Origin of the sequence: Paeniglutamicibacter gangotriensis Lz1y (genome assembly GCF_000348945.1) — a bacterium.
GTDB lineage: Bacteria > Actinomycetota > Actinomycetes > Actinomycetales > Micrococcaceae > Paeniglutamicibacter > Paeniglutamicibacter gangotriensis.
In genome coordinates this window covers 37,862-54,589 of record NZ_AOCK01000013.1, presented here as the reverse complement: position 1 = coordinate 54,589, position 16,728 = coordinate 37,862, and the positions used below count along the sequence as shown (strand labels likewise).

Genomic DNA, 16,728 nt, shown 5'->3' with positions numbered 1-16,728 from the left:
GAGCCAGAGGCAAGGCCGCCGGCCGCAAAGACAGCAGGCGGTGGCCCGAACCCGAGGGTCCGGCCACCGCCTGCCGATGCCAGTAGTGCGTGGTTACGCGAGCAACTGGCGCTTGGAAGAAATGACTCCGGTGTTGAAACCGGCCAGACGCAGTCCGCCATGGAATCGGGCATGTTCGATCTTCACGCAACGGTCCATCACCACGTTCAGCCCGTTGGCTTCGGCCCGGGCCGCGACCTCCTCGTGCCAGGTACCCAGCTGCAGCCATAAGGTCTTGGCGCCTGCGGCGAGCGTCTCCTCCAGCACCCCGGGTAGATCGTCGTGCTTACGGAAAACCTCGACCAGGTCGGGAGCCTCGGGCAGATCGGCAAGGGACTTGTAGACAGGCTGGCCCAGGATCTCATCTAGCACGGGGTTCACGAAGTAGACCTTGTACTTGGACGATGAGAGCAGGTAAGTGGCCACGAAGTAACTGGCCCTCGAAGGCTTGTTGGAGGCGCCCACGATCGCAATCGACTTGGTGTTGCGCAGGATTTCTAGACGTTCGGCGGCGTTCGGTCCGACCCAGCTGCGGATGGCTGTTGCGGTCATTACTTGGCTCCTGTCACGGCGGCGCGGGCCGCATCCACGGAGCAGGCCGCCCCGTCATAGCTTTCCTCGGCCGGGGCCGAAGCCGCTTGCTGGGAAGCGGTCAAGGCCTGGTCCAAGTCCCAGAGGATGTCGTCGAGATCCTCCAAGCCTACGGAGAGGCGGATCAGATCCTCCGGGACGCCTGCTGCGGCCAGTTGGTCGGCGGAAAGCTGCTGGTGGGTGGTGGAGGCCGGGTGCAGCACCAGGGTGCGCACATCGCCGATGTTGGCCAGGTGGCTGGCCAACTGCAACGCCTCGATGAAGGTGGACCCTGCGGCACGCCCACCCTTGACGCCGAAGCTGAACACCGAGCCGACGCCCAGGGGCAGTAGCTCCTTGGCGCGTTCGTAATGCGGGTGGGACGGGAGCCCGGCGAAGTTCACGTAGCTGACGCGATCATCGGCTTCGAGCCAGTTGGCCACGGCAATGGCATTGGACAGGTGCGAGTCCATGCGCTGGGGCAAGGTCTCGACGCCCTGCAGCAGTTGGAACGCGGACTGTGCCGGCAGAGCGGGCCCGATGTCACGCAGCTGTTCGGAGCGCAGCTTGGTCAGGAAGCCGTATTCGCCGAAGTTGTCCCACCACGAGACATTCCCGTAGGAGGCCACCGGCTCGGTCATGGACGGGAACTTGCCGTTGCCCCAGTTGAAGGTGCCCGATTCAACGACAACCCCGCCCAGGGTGGTGCCGTGCCCGCCGAGGAACTTGGTGGCGGAGTGGATCACGATGTCAGCACCGTGTTCGATGGGCCGCAACAGGTACGGGGGAGTCATCGTCGAGTCGACCACCAGCGGGATGCCGGCTTCACGGGCGACCGTGGCCAGGCCCTTGAGGTCGGCGATCTCTCCGGAAGGGTTGGCAACGATCTCGGTGTAGATCGCTTTGGTGTTCTCCCGGATGGCGGCGGCGAATTCGGCCGGATCCGTGGAGTCGATGAAGGTGGTTTCTACGCCGAAGCGGCGCAGGGTCACATCCAACTGGGTGATGGTGCCGCCGTAGAGCTTGGAGGAGGCCACGATGTGGTCCCCGGCGCCGGTCAGCGCCGCGAAGGTGATGAACTCGGCCGACATGCCCGACGCGGTGGCCACCGCGCCGATTCCTCCTTCGAGCGAAGCGATGCGCTCCTCGAAGGCGGCGACCGTCGGGTTGCCGATCCGCGAGTAGATGTTGCCGTACTTTTGCAGCGCAAAGAGGTTCGCGGCATCGTCGGAATCCTTGAAGACAAACGAGGTGGTCTGATAGATCGGCACGGCGCGTGAGCCGTGCTCGGCGTCGGGCGTGCCGCCGGCGTGCAGTGCGCGCGTACGGAATCCAAATTGATGTTCGGCCATGATCGGTGGCTGACTCCTTGCATGTGCGGGTGCGGCGTTCCACTGTCAGTGGACTGCCGTGCCCTGAGGTGTGGGGCTGTATGGCGGATCTTCCCGGGAACAATGCCTGCCGCCGGTTCCATGGGTCACATGGACCCCGTGGGGCGGTCGGCACCAAAGATTGCTTGCGCGCTCTCCATCGTTTCTGGCGGTAGCACCTTGTCCACCGGAGTGTGGAAGGTTGCTGCGGCGTCGGTGAGCCAGATCTCTCGGCCGCTCGGGATGGTGGTCTGCGATCCATTGTGGCAAGAAAATGGTCCATGGCCAAAGAATGTGAGCTTAGGTTGCGTGGTGGGATCGACAAATCGAAGATCCTGCATCAATGTGGGACGCCATTCCCGCCCGGTAAGCTTGTGGGTATGGGTGCAACATTGGTTTTGGTTAGGCACGGCGAGACTGCGTGGAACGCGGAAGGCCGCTTGCAGGGGCAAACGGATATTCCGCTCAACGACTTGGGCCGGGAACAGGCCCGCGCAGCCGGCCTGGAACTTGGCGCGGATTCGTGGGACGTTTTGGTCTCTTCCTCGCTGGGGCGGGCCATTGAGACGGCCGAACTGATCGGACGGAAGCTTGATCTGGCTCTCACCGAAAAATTCGAGGACCTGAAGGAACGCCATTATGGCGACGCCGAGGGAAAAGTGGTGCGTGATCTTCCACGCCCGCGGATCGATGAACTGCTGCGCTCCGCCGAGCCCGAGGAAGTCGTGGCAAGCCGTGGGTTGGCAGTTCTTCACGAACTCGTCCAGCGCCACGAAGGCCGGCGCATCGTGGCTGTGGCACACGGAACGCTGATCCGCTTGGCCTTGGACACCATCACCGGTGGGACCCGGAGCACGATCCTGCGCAACGGCGAAAGCGTCCACGTGGACGTCGCGAAACTACGGGAATACTTCGGCACACCCGTGCACTAGAAAACGGCATTCCCAAAGCGCACCATGTTGGCATGGACGAAACCTTTTTTGGGGATCCGGAGTATTACGCCCGTTGGGCGAAGGCCTACGACGCGATGGTCGGCTCAGCTCTGTACAACAGGATCTTCTGGGGAACCAACCCCCGGCACTATGCCCAGTTTGCTGCCCGGGCCATCGGGTCCAGGCGGGGGCCGCTGCTCGAAGTCGCCGTCGGTACGGCGCAGGCCACCGCGACACTTCATGTCGCCAGCTCGCGTGAGACGACATTGGTGGACATGAGCGCGCCGATGCTGGCATTGGCCGGACGGTCCATTGCCCGGGCAGCCGGGGGTACGCTGCCGGACAGGATCTCCCTGGAATGCCGGGACATGCTCGCCGCGACCGGAAACAAACGCTATGACACGATCCTTGGTCTCGGTCTGCTGCATCTGGTGCCGGATGTGCCAGCGGTGGTGGCAGCACTGGGACAGCAGCTGGCTCCCAACGGAACCATGTATCTGGGCTCCTTGGTCGAGGCCTCCAGTTGGTCAAATGCGTATCTGGGCCTGCTGAAGAACCATGGTGACATTGCCGCCGCACGTACCGGAGCCGAACTCTTTGACCAAGCGCGGGCCGCCGAACTCGGCCCGGTCCGCCTCACTCGCCGCGGGGCCATGGCGTACCTCGAAATCGGGGGCTGAAACCTCAGGCGTCGCAGATCTCCTTGATCTGTGCGATACACGGTTCGTTCTGCAGGCTGGTGGTGTCACCCAGGGTGCTTCCCTCGAAGAGCTGGGTCAGCAGCCGGCGCATGATCTTTCCAGAGCGGGTCTTGGGTACGTCGGGCACGAAAACGATTTCTCGTGGCTTGGCGATGGGCCCGATCTGGGTTGCCACGTGGTTGCGCAGTTCGGCGACCAGGGCCTGTTGCTTTTCCAGCGCTTTGCCACTCAAGTCCGTTCCCACCACGGATTTGTCGAACGGCACAACAAACGCCGTTGCAGCATGCCCGGTCTTCGCATCGCTGATGGGGCATACCCCGGCCTCGACCACGGCCGGGTGGGTGACCAAAGCCGATTCGATCTCGATGGTGGAGAGGCGATGCCCGGAAATGTTGATGACATCGTCGGTGCGACCCAAGATCCAGATGTCCCCGTCTTCGTCGAAGCGTGCGCCGTCGCCGGCCAGGAACCAGCCCTGCTGCGCGTACTTCTCCCAGTAGCTGGTGAAGTAGCGCTCGGGGTTCCCCCAGACAGTGCGGGCCATGGCGGGCCCGGTCTTGGTCACCACGATGTAGCCCTGCAGGTTCTTTTCCACGGTTTGAGCGGCATCGTCGACAATGTCTACCTCCACCCCCGGGAGGGCACGGGTACCGCAACCCGGCTTGAACGCGGTGTCGTCCTGACGCGGGGAGAGGATGGTGGCGCCGGTTTCGGACTGCCACCAGGTGTCGACCATCGGGATGCCGGCCGCGGTGTCGCGCCCGACCTGGCTACGCAGCCAGCGCCATGCTTCCGGGTTTACTGCCTCGCCGACGGTGCCGGACAAGCGGATCGAGGAGAGGTCGTATGCGGCGGGGACGCCGTCGGGGAACCAGCCCATCAGTGAGCGCACCAGGGTGGGCGCGGTGTAGTAGCTGGTTACGCCGTAACGCTGGATGATCTCGAAGTGTCGGCCTGGGTGCGGAGCATTGGGCACGCCCTCGTAGATGACTTGGGTGACGCCGTTGGATAGGGGGCCGTAGATCTCATAGGTGTGGGCGGTGACCCAAGCCAGGTCCGCGGTGCACCAGTGGACATCGTTCTCGCGTTGCGAGGCATCCGGATTTGAGAAGAGGAACTCGTGGCTCCACGAGGTCTGGGTCAGGTAGCCGCCGGTGGTGTGGACCAGCCCCTTGGGCTGGCCGGTGGTCCCAGAGGTATACATAATGAACAAGGGAGTCTCTGCGTCGAAGGCCTCGGGCACATGTTTGGTGCTTGCCGTGTCGACCGCCTCGTGCCACCACACATCCCGACCCTCGGTCCAAGCGATCTCCGACCCGGTGCGGCGCAGAACCAGCACATGCTCGATGCTGTTCTCCCCGGAGACCGCGGCATCGGCATTGTCCTTGACCGGAACGGCGCTCCCGCGGCGGAACTGTCCGTCGGTGGTGACCAGGAGCTTCGCACCGGTGTCCTCGACGCGGAACTTCAGCGCCTCGGCGGAGAACCCGCCGAAGACCAGCGAATGCACCGCGCCGATGCGGGCGCAGGCCAGGGTGATGACAATGGTCTCGATGAGCACCGGCAGGTAGACGACCACGCGGTCCCCTTTGGTGATGCCCAGGGCCAGCAGCGCATTGGCCGCCTGGGAGACTCGGTCCTGCAGGTCCTGGTAGGTGACGGTGGTCCTGTCGCCGGGCTCGCCCTCGAAGTGCAGGGCGACCTTGTCGCCGCGGCCGGCCTCCACATGGCGGTCCACGCAGTTGTAGGCGGCATTGAGCTTGCCGCCCTCGAACCAGCGCAGCTCGGGGCCTCGGCGCGCCGCGGCGTCGACGCCGGTGCTGGTGTGGGTAGTGTGCCAGTGATCGGACCAGCTCAGGCGCCGCGCCGCGGCGTCCCAGAACGCGAGGCGTTCGTCTTCGGTCCAAGTTTCATCGTCGGCTATGCCGGCTGCGGGGGACAGAGTTTCAGTCATTTTTTATCCTTTTCTCCTGGCAGTGGCACCGGCCTCGACAAGGTGGTTGCTGCGGCGTCATCAAGCCAGAACTCTCGGCCGCTCGAAATGGGTGGTTGGTTGGCTTTAGGCCCAGCGCTTGACGGCCCAGCGTTCGGCCAGACCCACCAGTGCATCGGTGGCCTTGCCGATCACAGCCAGCAGGATGATTGCCAGAATCAGTCTGTCGATCCGGCCGTTGTTCTGTGAATCGGTGAGCAGGAAGCCAAGTCCCATGGAAGACGCGATCAGTTCCGCGGCCACCAGGAAAAGCCATGCCTGTGCCAGGGCGAGCCGGAGGCCGGAGAATATTGCAGGAACCACGGCGGGAAGCTGGATGGTGGTCAGCAACTTGATCCCCTTGAGGCCAAAGGCACGTCCGGCTTCGATCAGGTTCTTGTCCACATGGCGCAGCGCCAGGTACACGGTGGTGAACACCGGGAAGAAGGCACCGATGGCAATCAGCGTGATTTTCGAGTCCTCACCGATCTTCATCCACAGGATCAGCAGGGGAACCCAAGCCAACGACGGCACCGCACGGAAGGCCCCGATGGTCGGGCCAAGCAAGGCGTCGGCTAGCCGCGAGAGCCCGACCAAGGCGCCAAAACCAAGCCCAAGCACCGCACCGATGGCGAAGCCCACCAAGACGCGTTGGGTGGAGATGCCGATGTGCGTGGCAAGTTCCCCGCGCTCGATCAGGTCCACTGCGGCCGAATACACCGAAGCCGGGGATGGGAGCTGTGCGGAGGTGACCCAGCCGAGGGAGGTGGCGCTTTGCCACAGGGCGAGGACAAGCAGCGGCACCAGTGCGCCGAGCCCGATGCGGCCCAGGGCGGAGCCTGGGATCCGCGACCCGGAGGTGCTGGTCGGCGTCGCTTCCCTGGTGTCGAGGGACGAGTCTGTCGACATTACGAACCCTTGACCTTCGAGGCGTCGGCCTTCTTGGCGAAGGAATCATCGATGAGCGAACCCAAGGCCTTGTCGACCTTGGCCTGGTTGGTGACATCGCCGGTCTCGACAAAGATCGGTCCCACGACAGCCAAGACGTCGACCAGCTTTTGGCCGGGCACCGCGGAGACATCAAGGTTGGAACGCTCGAGGATCACCTTGTCGGCAACCGGTGTTTCCAGCCCCGCCACGTCGGCGAGGACCGTGGCGGTTTCCTTCGGGTTCTCGGCCGCCCATTCGCGGGCCTTTTCGTAGGAGTCCACCACGACCTGGGCGATTTCCGGCGAATCCTTCAGGAAGGATTCCGTCGCGTTCAAGGCACCATAGGTGTTGAAATCCAGGTTGCGGTAGATCAAGGTGGCGCCATTCTCCTCCGCGCCGGCCATGATCGGGTCCAATCCGCTCCAGGCATCCACGGAACCGTTCTCCAGGGCGGCGCGGCCATCGGCGTGCTGGAGGTTCTCCACGGTCACATCGTCCGGGCCAAGGCCTGCCTGTTCCAGGGCCTGCAGCAAGAAGAAGTAAGGATCCGTGCCCTTGGTGGCGGCGACCGACTTGCCCTTGAGCTCGCTCACTTCCTTGATGGGTGAGTCCTTGGCAACGGCCAAGGCAGCCCATTCTGGCTGCGAATAGATGTCGATGGTCTTGATCGAGGAACCGTTGGACCGGGCCAGCAAGGCGGCGGATCCCGCGGTGGATCCCACGTCGATTGCCCCCGCGCGAAGCGCTTCGTTGGCCTTGTTCGAACCGGCCGACTGCACCCAGTTGACGGTGACGCCCTGGTCCGTCAGCGAGGCTTCCAACCATCCCTTTTCCTTGAGCACCAGGGACAACGGGTTGTAGGTGGCGAAGTCGATGTTGAGGGTCGTGGCTGCCTCGGCGCTGGCGGCGCCGGAGCCTTCGCCGGCGCAACCGGTCAGCAACGCGGTTGCAGCCGCCAGTGCGGTGGTGGCAATGAGGGTGCGGCGTGTGAAGAAGTTTCGGTTCATGGGTGAATTCCTTGAGTGGGTGAACGCATGCCAAGAATGACGGCCGTTCAAGAGATGCGAGGGATGTGAAGCGAAATGGCTGTGCCTGGGTGCCGGATCAGTGGCGGTGTGCGTCGACGCCCAGCGATGCAAGAAGCGAGCTGCGCATTCGGCCCAGGGCTTCGTCGTTGCGGATTCGCGGACGTGCCCCCTGGACCGTGAGCAGCTGGGTGACGGTTGCTGCCGTGGCATCGTCCGGACGCCCCAGCACCACGATGCGGTCGGCCAGCTGGAGTGCCTCGTCAACATCGTGGGTGACCAGCAAGACAGTGGTCGGGTACGCGCCGTGGATATCCAGCAGGAGATCCTGCATCTTCAAACGGGTCAATGCATCCAGGGCACCGAACGGTTCATCCAGGAGCAGGACGCCGGGGCGTCGGGCCAGGGCCCGGGCGAGCGAGGTGCGCTGGGCCATGCCGCCGGAGATTTCCCTCGGGCGCAAATCTCTGTGCGCGTCGAGCTCAACAAGTTCAAGGAGTTCGGCCACTCGAGCGGATCCGCTTGCCCGGTCGGTTCCCCGGGGAAGGCCCAAGGAAACGTTCCGCGCCACGGATTGCCATGGCAGCAGGCGCGGCTCCTGGAAGGCCACCGCACAGCGGGTGTCCAGTCCGTTGACGGCGGTACCGTCGATCAGTACCCGCCCCGCGGAAGGCTGGTCCAGCCCGGACACGGATCGGAGCAAAGTGGACTTGCCGCAGCCGCTGGGGCCGAGGATTGCCACGACTTCTCCGGGGGTAACCTCGAGGTCGACGTCGCGCAGTACCTCGCGACCGTCGAAGCTGCGGCCAACACCCTGGAATGTCACGCGAAGCGCGGTGCTGGAAACGCTTGTCGGTGCGACAAGCGTGGGGTGGTCAAGCGTGGAAGTCATGATCTCTCCATCGGACCTGGCGGTAGCACCGGCCTCAAAAAGGTGGTTGCTGCGGCGTCATAGAGCCAGATCTCTCGGCCGCTCGGGATGGCTTATGACCCCTATCAAAGTCGATGTGGCGCCATTGGAGCAAACCCGTCGTAATATGACGGAATGTTCGACAAGAAGGAAATTAACAATCCTGTGTCGAATGATCTGCGGAAAATCGTGGATCATTCGTTCAATCAGATTGTGGGACTTTGAGAGAGACAGGCAGCGGATGCCGTACTCGGGATCGTCGGCATAGACCCCGGGAACTCGTGCACAGCGGGCCGGTGGCATACGGGGCCTCTGGTGCAGGGGTCTCCAACATTGCTCCCGCCGCCATCGAACGAACGGCTGGCGGAATGCCGGTGCGCCGGTGCTCCTCCCTTGCCTCGACGGCCCGGGAATCGCGTTTTGTCCTGTGACGCACCCTTCAAGTGTGACGAACCGGGTTGTCACCGCCGCGCCGGGCCGTGTAGAAATATGACCAACAACCATCCAGAGCGGCCGAGAGATCTGGCTCGATGACGCCGCAGCAACCCCTCCCCTTCATTGGGCGGTAGGTGCTCACGCCAGAACCGATGGAGAGAATTTATGGCTGTTGAGTCGTACGCCGAGGCACACCTGGTCGAAACAGACCCGAACATTTTTGGGGGCGTCACCCTTGATGCCTTCACCAGCAGCACGCCTGCGCGCCATCTGCTCAAGCTCACACCCGGGGTGCCCCGGGACGGGCACTATGATGAGCTGGCCGCGATATTCCGTCCGGTCTTCGCCAAGATCGCGGAGGGCGCCAGCGAACGCGATGCCGGCAGGATTCTTCCCTTCGAACCCGTCGGATGGCTGAATCGTGTGCGCTTCGGTGCCCTGCGCATCCCGGAAAGCGAGGGCGGCTACGGAGCCAGTCTGTTGGATCTGTTCCGCCTGCTCATCGAGCTCGGCGAAGCCGACTCGCAGGTGGCTCACCTGTGGCGTTCGCACATAGGTTTCGTGGAATCGGTGCTTCAGCTCCAGGACGAAGCCGTCCGGCATCGCTGGATCGAACGCATCGTGGCCGGGCAGATCGTCGGCAACGCCTATACCGAGCGCGGCGGCAACCAGTTGGGGACCCTGAACACCACCATCACCCGGTCCGGAGAGCGCTGGATTCTCAACGGGGAAAAGTATTATTGCACCGGCACGATCTACGCCGATTGGGTCGCCGTGGCTGTGGCCCACCCGGCACGGGCCGGACGGCAGATCGCCGTGGTCTCCACGCAGCATTCCGGGGTCAAGATCTTCGATGACTGGGACGGTTTCGGCCAGCAGCTCACCGGTACGGGCTCGACCACCTTCGAGAACGTTCCTGTCGACACGATCCTGCCCGACGAACAGCAGATCAATGATCCGGAATCCTCGATCTTCCAGCTGGTGCTCCTCGGGGTCCAGGCCGGAATCGCCCGTGCGGTGCTCAACGACGTGCGCTCCTCGGTCCAGGCCCGGACCCGGTCCTTCAGTACCGGTACGGGTGTCCCGGTGCGCGAGGAGCCCCAAGTGCTGCAGCTGGTGGGTGAAATCTCCGGAACGGCGTTTGCCGTGGACTCGATCGTGCTGGCCTCCGTGGCAGAGATCGAAGTTGCGTTGGCTGATGCGTTGCTGAGCCCGGCCGAACGGTTCGCGGTGTGTGAGCTCGCCGCCGACAGAGCCCAGGCCGTTGTCCAACCGTTGGTGCTCTCGGCGGCTACCAAGCTCTTCGACGGACTTGGCGCATCGGCTACGGCCAGGGGCTGCAACCTGGACCGTCATTGGCGCAATGCGCGCACCGTGGCAACCCACAACCCTGCCATCTACAAGTCCCGCATCATCGGTGACTACGAAGTCAACGGGACGGCACCGCAACAACTCAATGCCATTGGCGATGTGGGTGCGACCCCACCAACCGGCGTCCCGTAAAACTTCGACCACCCGAACCAAAAACTTGATCCGCGCATCACCGGATCCGTTAATACCCAACACTCCGCGAAGGACAAAAATGAGTACGAATCCCGCCCCCCGCCAAATCCGCTTCAATGCCTTCGACATGAACTGCGTCGGACACCAGTCCCCAGGGCTATGGAAGCACCCCAAGGACCAGTCCGCGCGCTACAAGGACCTGTCCTACTGGACCGATCTGGCCAAGACCCTGGAAAAGGGCAAGTTCGACGGCATCTTCATCGCCGATGTGTTGGGCACCTACGACGTCTTCGGCGGATCCAACGAGGTTCCGCTGCGCACCGGCGCCCAGGTCCCGGTCAACGACCCGCTCATGCTTGTCTCCGCGATGGCCGCTGTGACCGAGAACCTCGGCTTCGGCGTCACCGCCAGCACCTCCTACGAACACCCGTACCCTTTCTCCCGCCGCTTGGCGACCCTTGACCACCTGACCAAGGGCCGCATCGGCTGGAACGTCGTGACCGGCTACCTGCCCTCCGCTGCCCGGAACATGGGCCAGGAAGACCAGCTCGAGCACGACGAGCGCTACAACCATGCCGACGAGTACCTCGAGGTCGTCTACAAGCTGCTCGAGGGTTCCTGGGAAGAAGACGCGGTGGTGAAGGACGTCGAGCGCGGCATCTTCACCGACTCGTCCAAGGTCCATGACATCAACCACGAGGGCAAGTACTTCAAGGTCCCGGGCATCGCCATCACCGAGCCCAGCCCGCAGCGCACCCCGGTGATCTTCCAGGCTGGAACCTCCTCGCGCGGCATGAAGTTCGCCGCGGCCAATGCCGAGGCGGTCTTCGTCACCTGCCCCACCAAGGACATGCTCAAGGCGACTGTCACCAAGATCCGCGACGCCGCCGAGGCCGCCGGCCGTGGACGCCACGACGTGCGCATCTACGCCATGCAGACGATCATCACCGATGTGGACTCCGCCGCCGCGCAGGCCAAGTTCGAGGACTACAAGTCCTATGCCGACATCGACGGGGCGCTGGCACTGATCTCGGGTTGGATGGGCGTCGACCTGTCCACCTATGGGCCGGACGACGTCATCGGTGCCAACGTGAAGTCCAACGCCATCCAGTCGTCCGTTGAGATGTTCCAGCAGGCCAGCGGAGACGACGGCAACCCCTGGACCATTCGCCAGCTGGCCGAATGGGTAGGTGTTGGCGGCTTCGGCCCGATCACCGTGGGCTCGCCGACCGAGGTCGCCGACAAACTCATCGATTGGGTCCAGGAAACGGATGTGGACGGGTTCAACCTGGCCTACGCCATCACCCCGGGCACCTTCGAGGACATCGTCGAGTTCATCGTTCCCGAGCTGCAAGCCCGCGGTGCTTACCCGGCCGATTACGTCGAGGGAACGCTGCGCAACAAGCTCTTCGGCAAGGGTGACCGCGTCCAAGACTCGCACCGTGCGGCGAACTACCGGTTCGTCAACGCCGGGGTGAAGTAGCTTGGCGTAATTACGGCCAGTAGTTTTGGGTGGTGGCGCTGCTTGGGGGAGCGCCACCACCCGAGGCGTTTAAGCGGCCAGGCTGACGACCAGGTTGATGGTCGTGGCCAGGATGCCTGTGCCAAAGAGGAACGCCAGCAGGCTGTGGCGCAAAACGGCCGAGCGCATCTCACGGGTGGTGATATCGGTGTCCGAGACCTGATAGGTCATCCCGACGCTGAAGGCCATGTAGGCGATATCCGTATACTGCGGAGGTTCGTTCTGGTTGAAGCTGATGCCACCGGGAACCGCGCCATAATAAATCGTGGCGTAGCGCAGCGTATAGAGCGTGTGAACCATCAGCCACGACATCGCCGTGCACATCAGGGCAAACAATGCCAGTAGCAGCCTGGCCGATCCCGCCACATCCTTGCTTCCGGCGATAACCAGCACAACCGCCGCCAACGAACCGACGGCGGCCAAGATGATCAGCAGGTCGGTGGTCTGCAATCCGGGGTCCTCTTCCTGGGCGTGGTCGGCTGTTCGCACATGGTCCATGGGTGCGATGCTCAGCCACACCGTGACGTTGTAGATCAGGGCCGCGATGGTCCAGCCCACTGCCGGCGCATAGAGCCACTGGCCCAGTGCAGCGGTCAGGCCGGCGGCGGCAATGCCGGCACCGAGCATTCCCAGGACGCGCAGCCTGCGGTGCAACGAACGCCGTCATCGTGTGCTTTTCATGAGTTGATCCTGCCACGCATTGTTCCCCGGCGCAGAGGTGTGCTCCTGTGGTTGGGAGACCGGATTCCGAGAGTGGGGAGGTGCTCGATCCAAAACCCCCGGGGCCCCCAGCCAATCCTGGCAACGGACGACCCTTGGCCACCGCGCCGGGGTTCCGGCGCCATGCCTTGCACCAGGAAGCATGGCCCCTGCATTATCACTATGACGCGGCGATGACGCAAGCCGTTGGTGATTCGTGCTTCACAATCCGTCTTGTGACGTTTCGTGAAGCAATCCCGGGCCAAAATCCACCCTGTGCGTCGGAATGTTTCATTCGGAGGGCTTTTTGGTTGGTCGTATCGAAGATCCTGCGACACACTTGAGCTGTTCGAGGTTGGCAAACCAGCCATCTTGCGCACACACCATCCAGAGCGGCTGAGAGACCTGGCTCGTTGACGCCGCAGCAACCACTCCCGTCATGGGAAGCCGGTGCTACCGCCAGGACCGATGGAGATAGCCAAACTCTGCGCGGTCCGCCGAATACCCCGATGCTTTCGTAGGGTGTTCGAATGATCGGCCGTGTCGCGGCGTTCCTCGGGTGAACCGAGAGGAAATACTCATGGGAAACACCAACCCACCGGCGAAGCGGCGCGATCGCGCCAGCCTCGGCGTCAAGCTCCTTACCGTCCTTTCCGTTGCCACCCTCGCGCTGAGCGCCTGCGGTTCGGGCGGGCAGGCCGCGGGCAATGCCGCGGGCCCGGTCAGCACCGAACCAGTCCAGGGTGGCACCTTCGTATATGCAGAGGTCACCCCGATCAACAACTGGCAGACCCAGGCAGCGCGCTTCTATGAGAAATCCAACGTACTGAACAGCGTGCTGGACCGCCTGACCTACTTCAATACTGAAACGGGGAAGCTCGAGGGCTGGATTGCCTCGGAATTCGGCGCCAACAAGGACCAGACCGAATTCACCTTCACGATTCGTGATGGCGTGACTTTCTCCGACGGCACAGCACTTGATGCCGCAGCGGTGAAGGGGAACCTTGACGCCCTGGGGCTGGGCATCAAGAACGCACAGGTTGCACCCAACGTCGACTTCACTGCCTACAAATCCGCCGAAGTCGTGGGAAAGAACAAGGTCAAGGTCACGCTCAAGGATCCGGACGCCAACTTCCTTCGTGCCACGTCGTCCGTCACCGCGGGCCTCGTTTCCCCGGCCACCCTGAAGCTGGATAACGCCGGCCAGTCGGCGATCGCCAAGATCGTTGGCTCCGGCCCGTTTGTCTTCGAATCCGAGAAGACCGATGAGGAGGTCACGTTCGCCAAGCGTGCCGACTACAAGTGGGCCCCGGAAACGGCCGCCAACCAGGGAGCCGCATACCTGGACAAGCTCGTGGTGAAGTACCTGCCCGAGGTGGCCCACCGGGCGGGTGCGGTGCAAACCGGCCAGGTCGACCTGGTCCGCGGACTCCAGCCCGTGGACGAGCAAGCGCTCAAGGGCAGCGGCGACCAGGTTCTTCCCGCCCAAGGCGTTGACTTGACCACCAACATGGCAGCAGTTCGTATCGGCAGCGGCACGCTCGCAGATGCCAAAGTACGCCAGGCGCTCCAGGCCGGAATCGATCGCCAGTCCATCAAGGACACGGTGCTATCAGACAGCTACGTCATTGCCGACTCGGTCCTGAACCATGCGGCACCCGGATTCATCGACCTGTCCGCGGACCTGGCCTACAACCCCGAAAAGTCCAAGGCCCTGCTTGACGAGGCGGGCTGGGCCGTGGGAGCCGACGGCGTCCGCGAGAAGGACGGCAAGAAGCTGGAACTCACCATCACCAGCTCGAACAACTCCGTTGTCATCAAGCCCGCCTTCGAATTGATCGAACAACAGTGGCGCGAAATCGGCGTCAAACTCATCAACCGCGCCGCCGACAACACCTTCCTGGCCACGGCCATGATCGACAAGAACATCGAGTTCTTCGGAACCCGCCAGTTTGCCTACGGCGGACTGGGCCCGGTCTTCGGGCCGGCCAACAACACCCAGACGCTGAACGCCGACACCGAGCTCAACGCGCTGTTCGCCAAGGAACGCGCCGCCACCAGCGACGCGGAGCACAAGGAACTTGTCGCCGAGGAACAGCGCCAGCTGGTCACCGAAAAGGCCCTGTCCCTCGTCTTGTGGGACGAAGTCCAGGTCTACGGCGGCAATTCGGATGCGCACATTGAATTCACCTCCGGCACCGCCCCGATTTTCCAGGGCGCCTGGAAGACCGGAAAGTAGCCAACCATGGCCGCATACATCGCGCGACGCATCGGACAAGCATTACTGGTCATTTGGCTTGCCTACACCCTGGTCTTCCTGGCCGTGCAGCTGCTGCCCAATGACCCGGTAACGATCTTCCTTTCAGCCGATGCTGCGGCCGACCCGGCCACCATTGCCGCCATGAAGGCGCAGTACGGCTACGACCAGCCGTTGCTCGTGCAGTACTTCAGCCAACTGGCCGGCCTCTTCACCGGGGACTTCGGCTACTCGCTGGCCTCGGGCCAGCCGGTCGCCGAACGCATCGGCGCCGTGGTCGGCTCGACGCTGGTGCTGGCCTCCAGCGCCTTCGTCACCGCGGTGCTGTTCGCGGTGCTGTTGGTCGCTGCTGCCACGTTGGCCCGCCACGCGTGGCTGAAGCGGTTGATCATCAACCTGCCGCCGCTTTTCGCTGCGGTCCCGGTGTTCTGGCTTGGACTGGTGCTCCTGCAGGTGTTGTCCATCCAGCTCGGTGTCATGTCGCTCTTCCCGGACGGATCCTTCGCCTCGATCGCCGTTCCGGTGTTGGTCCTGGCAATCCATGTCTCGGCCCCGATCGCGCAGGTGCTGCTCAAGAGCGTGGACAACGTATACACACAACCGTTCGTGGATGTGTTGCGGGCCAAGGGCGCCTCGCCGTCCTGGATCTTCTTCCGACACGTCCTGAAAAACGCTGCGGCGCCGGCCATGACCATCAGCGGCATCACCGTCGGAACCCTGTTGGCCGGTTCGGTCATCACCGAGACGGTGTTTGCCCGCGCCGGCCTCGGCCAGGTGGTGCTGCAGGCCGTCACCGCGCAGGACGTGGCCCTGGTTCAGGGGCTCGTGCTGCTGACGGCCACGGCATTCGTTGTGGTGAACCTGGCCGTTGATCTGCTGTACCCGTTATTGGATCCACGGATCCTCAAGAGTGGAACGCACGGGGCACCGCGCGCGCTCGTGGCCTAGGAACGAACGGAGAAAAACATGAGCATCAAGCTGGAAGAACCATTGACTCGGGCCGCCGTGGTTGCACCCTTCGACGTTGAAGTCATCGCCGCGCCGAAGAAGGAAGCGCGCGCCCTGCGTTCCCCCATGTTCTGGCTCACCTGCGCTCCACTTGTCATGGTCCTGGGGTGGGCACTGTTCCCGTCGTTGTTCAGCGGATTCGACCCCATCAGTGGCGTCCCCGCCGAGAAATTCCAGGCACCCGGGGCGGGCCACTGGTTCGGTACCGACCACCTCGGACGGGACGTTTTTAGCCGGGTGGTCCATGGAACCAGCCAGACACTGCTCACTGCGGGACTGGCCGTTTCCATCGGGCTTGTAGTGGGGACCGGCCTTGGACTGATTGCCGCGACGGCCGGACGGGCCGCCGATGCGGTCACCATGCGTCTGATTGATGTGCTGCTGGCAGTCCCGGGATTCCTGATCTCACTGATCATCGTTACGGCATTTGCCCCCGGACCGATTTCCTTGGGCGTGGGCGTCGGTATTGCCTCAATCGCCTCGTTTGCCCGTGTCGTCCGTTCCGAAGTCCTGCGTGTTCGAAGCCTGGACTACGTGGAAGCGGCGTTCATGAACGGCGGAACCTACTGGTCAGTGGTCTTCAAGCACATCCTGCCCAACTCCTGCGGTCCGGTCCTGGCACTTCTTGCCGTGGATCTCGGGGTGGCCATCCTGGCGATCTCGGGGCTCGGGTTCCTGGGCTTCGGTTCCCCGCCGCCGACCCCCGAATGGGGCCTGCTCATTGCCGAGGGACGCCAGTACCTCGCTTCGGCCTGGTGGCTTACGACGCTTCCGGGCGTGGTCATCGTCGCGGTGGTCATCCTGCTGGCGGGCCTGGGGCGCCAACTTCACAAGATCTTCCGTTTGTAGTCAGGG

14 protein-coding genes and 4 riboswitches are annotated in these 16,728 nt (G+C 63.4%); of the genes, 7 read left to right on the top strand and 7 right to left on the bottom strand.

Annotated elements, in window-relative coordinates; translation table 11 throughout:
• Positions 1–93: 93 nt before the first annotated feature.
• Both ADIAG_RS18105 and ADIAG_RS18100 read right to left on the bottom strand, forming a co-directional pair.
• Positions 94–591: a CoA-binding protein gene (locus ADIAG_RS18105; protein WP_007272882.1), complete on the bottom strand. Its 498-nt coding sequence runs from the start codon at positions 589–591 to the stop codon at positions 94–96.
• A complete protein-coding gene (locus ADIAG_RS18100) occupies positions 591–1,961 on the bottom strand; it encodes an O-acetylhomoserine aminocarboxypropyltransferase/cysteine synthase family protein (RefSeq protein ID WP_007272881.1) in 1,371 nt (456 codons plus the stop codon). Before ADIAG_RS18100 ends, ADIAG_RS18105 begins: the two co-directional genes overlap by 1 nt.
• 172 nt (positions 1,962–2,133) lie before the next feature.
• A riboswitch (SAM riboswitch) is annotated at positions 2,134–2,229 on the bottom strand.
• 130 nt (positions 2,230–2,359) lie between these two features.
• Between ADIAG_RS18100 and ADIAG_RS18095 the strand changes: the two genes are divergently transcribed.
• Complete coding sequence (locus ADIAG_RS18095) at positions 2,360–2,911, top strand: histidine phosphatase family protein (RefSeq protein WP_043475901.1); 552 nt, start codon at positions 2,360–2,362, stop codon at positions 2,909–2,911.
• Between the two features lie 32 nt (positions 2,912–2,943).
• Positions 2,944–3,591, top strand: coding sequence for a methyltransferase domain-containing protein (locus ADIAG_RS20525; RefSeq protein WP_007272879.1), 648 nt, complete (start codon positions 2,944–2,946; stop codon positions 3,589–3,591).
• A 4-nt stretch (positions 3,592–3,595) separates the two neighbouring features.
• On the opposite strand, the gene acs is transcribed toward ADIAG_RS20525, so the two are convergent.
• The 4 genes from acs to ADIAG_RS18070 all read right to left on the bottom strand — a co-directional run bounded on the left by acs (position 3,596) and on the right by ADIAG_RS18070 (position 8,431).
• Entirely contained in the window at positions 3,596–5,566 is a 1,971-nt protein-coding gene (acs, locus tag ADIAG_RS18085) for an acetate--CoA ligase (protein ID WP_007272878.1), read from the bottom strand.
• Between the two features lie 105 nt (positions 5,567–5,671).
• Positions 5,672–6,493: an ABC transporter permease gene (locus ADIAG_RS18080; RefSeq protein WP_007272877.1), complete on the bottom strand. Its 822-nt coding sequence runs from the start codon at positions 6,491–6,493 to the stop codon at positions 5,672–5,674.
• On the bottom strand, positions 6,493–7,521 hold the full coding sequence (locus tag ADIAG_RS18075) for an aliphatic sulfonate ABC transporter substrate-binding protein (protein WP_007272876.1): 1,029 nt from the start codon (positions 7,519–7,521) through the stop codon (positions 6,493–6,495). The genes ADIAG_RS18080 and ADIAG_RS18075 overlap by 1 nt, the downstream gene beginning before the upstream one ends.
• Before the next feature lie 97 nt (positions 7,522–7,618).
• Positions 7,619–8,431 (bottom strand): ABC transporter ATP-binding protein, encoded by an 813-nt coding sequence (locus ADIAG_RS18070; RefSeq protein WP_007272875.1) that lies wholly within the window; start codon positions 8,429–8,431, stop codon positions 7,619–7,621.
• A gap of 4 nt (positions 8,432–8,435) precedes the next feature.
• Positions 8,436–8,525, bottom strand: a riboswitch (SAM riboswitch).
• A gap of 421 nt (positions 8,526–8,946) precedes the next feature.
• Positions 8,947–9,043: riboswitch (SAM riboswitch) on the top strand.
• 6 nt (positions 9,044–9,049) lie between these two features.
• Here ADIAG_RS18070 and ADIAG_RS18065 point away from each other — a divergent pair.
• Both ADIAG_RS18065 and ADIAG_RS18060 read left to right on the top strand, forming a co-directional pair.
• A complete protein-coding gene (locus ADIAG_RS18065; RefSeq protein WP_007272874.1) occupies positions 9,050–10,387 on the top strand; it encodes an acyl-CoA dehydrogenase family protein in 1,338 nt (445 codons plus the stop codon).
• A 79-nt stretch (positions 10,388–10,466) separates the two neighbouring features.
• Entirely contained in the window at positions 10,467–11,870 is a 1,404-nt protein-coding gene (locus ADIAG_RS18060; protein ID WP_007272873.1) for an LLM class flavin-dependent oxidoreductase, read from the top strand.
• Between the two features lie 69 nt (positions 11,871–11,939).
• On the opposite strand, the gene ADIAG_RS18055 is transcribed toward ADIAG_RS18060, so the two are convergent.
• The gene (locus ADIAG_RS18055) at positions 11,940–12,563 is read right to left on the bottom strand and encodes a DUF1345 domain-containing protein (protein WP_235045957.1); all 624 of its coding nucleotides are present in this window, start codon (positions 12,561–12,563) and stop codon (positions 11,940–11,942) included.
• Positions 12,564–12,988: 425 nt separating this feature from the next.
• A riboswitch (SAM riboswitch) is annotated at positions 12,989–13,083 on the top strand.
• Between the two features lie 105 nt (positions 13,084–13,188).
• Between ADIAG_RS18055 and ADIAG_RS18050 the strand changes: the two genes are divergently transcribed.
• The 3 genes from ADIAG_RS18050 to ADIAG_RS18040 are packed head-to-tail and all read left to right on the top strand — an operon-like array spanning position 13,189 to position 16,722.
• The gene (locus ADIAG_RS18050; RefSeq protein ID WP_007272871.1) at positions 13,189–14,847 is read left to right on the top strand and encodes an ABC transporter substrate-binding protein; all 1,659 of its coding nucleotides are present in this window, start codon (positions 13,189–13,191) and stop codon (positions 14,845–14,847) included.
• A 6-nt stretch (positions 14,848–14,853) separates the two neighbouring features.
• Entirely contained in the window at positions 14,854–15,813 is a 960-nt protein-coding gene (locus ADIAG_RS18045) for an ABC transporter permease (RefSeq protein ID WP_007272870.1), read from the top strand.
• Between the two features lie 18 nt (positions 15,814–15,831).
• On the top strand, positions 15,832–16,722 hold the full coding sequence (locus tag ADIAG_RS18040) for an ABC transporter permease (RefSeq protein ID WP_007272869.1): 891 nt from the start codon (positions 15,832–15,834) through the stop codon (positions 16,720–16,722).
• The last annotated feature ends 6 nt before the right edge of the window (positions 16,723–16,728 follow it).